Below are 1,365 nucleotides of genomic sequence, written 5' to 3' on the forward strand. Positions count from 1 at the left end.
GCCGCCGCCGCCACCGCCGCATGCGGCCAGGGGAAAGGCCAGAAGCCCAATCACGCCGATCGAAACTGCTATGTCGCGTAGACGCTGATAAGCCACTGCTTCATCCCCTCAGACCGAGGGCGCCATTAGGCCATAATCCGCGTTCTTGGCGAGCCTGATTCCGAGCGTGGCCGGAGCAAAATCGCCGTTTGCAGCCCTAGTCGCGCAGCAGTTCATTTACGCCGGTCTTGGCGCGGGTCTGGGCATCGACGCGCTTAACGATGACGGCGCAATAAAGCGACGGGCCGCCGTTCGGGTCGGGCAGGGCGCCGGGGACCACGACGGAATAGGCCGGGACCTCGCCGCGGAAGATCTCGCCGGAGGCGCGGTCGACGATCTTGGTCGAGCCGGACAGATAGACGCCCATGGCCAGGACCGCGCCTTCGCGCACGATGACGCCCTCGGCCACTTCTGCGCGGGCGCCGATGAAGCAGCCGTCCTCGATGATGGTCGGGTTGGCCTGCAGGGGCTCCAGCACGCCGCCGATGCCGGCGCCGCCCGACAGGTGGACGTTCTTGCCGATCTGAGCGCACGAGCCGACCGTGGCCCAGGCGTCGACCATCGCGCCTTCATCGACAAAGGCCCCGATGTTCACGAAGGACGGCATCAGGACGACGTTCTTGGCCACGTGCGCCCCGCGACGGACGATGGCGCCGGGCACCGAACGGAAGCCGGCGGCCTGATAGTCGGCGGCGCTCCAGTCGCCGAACTTGTTGGGCACCTTGTCCCAGAAGGGGCCGACGGCGACCGGATGATCGGCCGACAGCGGCAGGGTGGGGGCGTGGCCCGCGCGCATGATGATGTTGTCGTTCAGGCGGAAGGACAGCAGCACGGCCTTCTTCAGCCACTGGTGCGTGGTCCAGACGCCGTCCTCGCCGCGCGAGGCGACGCGGGCCTGACCGGCGTCCAGCAGGGCGAGCGCGGTGTCGACGGCGTCGCGCACCTCGCCGCGCGTGGCGGCGGAGACCTCGGCACGGGCCTCCCAGGCGGCTTCGATGACGGATTCCAGATGGGTCAGGTCGGTCATTGCGGATCTCCGTCCAGCATGGCGGTGGTCAGGAAGGGGCCGACGGTGGCGGCCCGGTGTTGGATGTGCGCGCCCTCGGCCGTGAAGGCCTTGGGGCCGACCAGAACCGTGGTCATGCCGAGGACGTGGGCCGGCTCCAGGTTCTTGGGCGTGTCCTCGAAGAAGCAGGCGGTGGTCGGATCGACGCCGAACCGGGCCAGCATCTTGTCGAAGGTGCGCGGGTCGGGCTTGGGGATCAGGTCGGCGTCTTCCAGGGCGAAGACCCCGTCGAAGAAGGGCGTCAGCTCCAGCCGCTCCAT

At 68.6% G+C, this 1,365-nt stretch carries 2 protein-coding genes; both read right to left on the minus strand.

The features are described from left to right. Positions 1-196: 196 nt before the first annotated feature. Positions 197-1,066, minus strand: a complete 870-nt coding sequence (gene dapD, locus HX774_RS19140) for a 2,3,4,5-tetrahydropyridine-2,6-dicarboxylate N-succinyltransferase (protein WP_178828996.1) — start codon at positions 1,064-1,066, stop codon at positions 197-199. Next, positions 1,063-1,365, minus strand: a 303-nt coding sequence (locus HX774_RS19145) for an HAD-IA family hydrolase (protein WP_178828997.1), incomplete at its 5' end; no start/stop codon positions are given. The genes dapD and HX774_RS19145, both read right to left, overlap by 4 nt.

It is taken from the genome of Brevundimonas sp. P7753 (genome assembly GCF_013386595.1).
GTDB classification, from domain to species: domain Bacteria; phylum Pseudomonadota; class Alphaproteobacteria; order Caulobacterales; family Caulobacteraceae; genus Brevundimonas; species Brevundimonas bullata.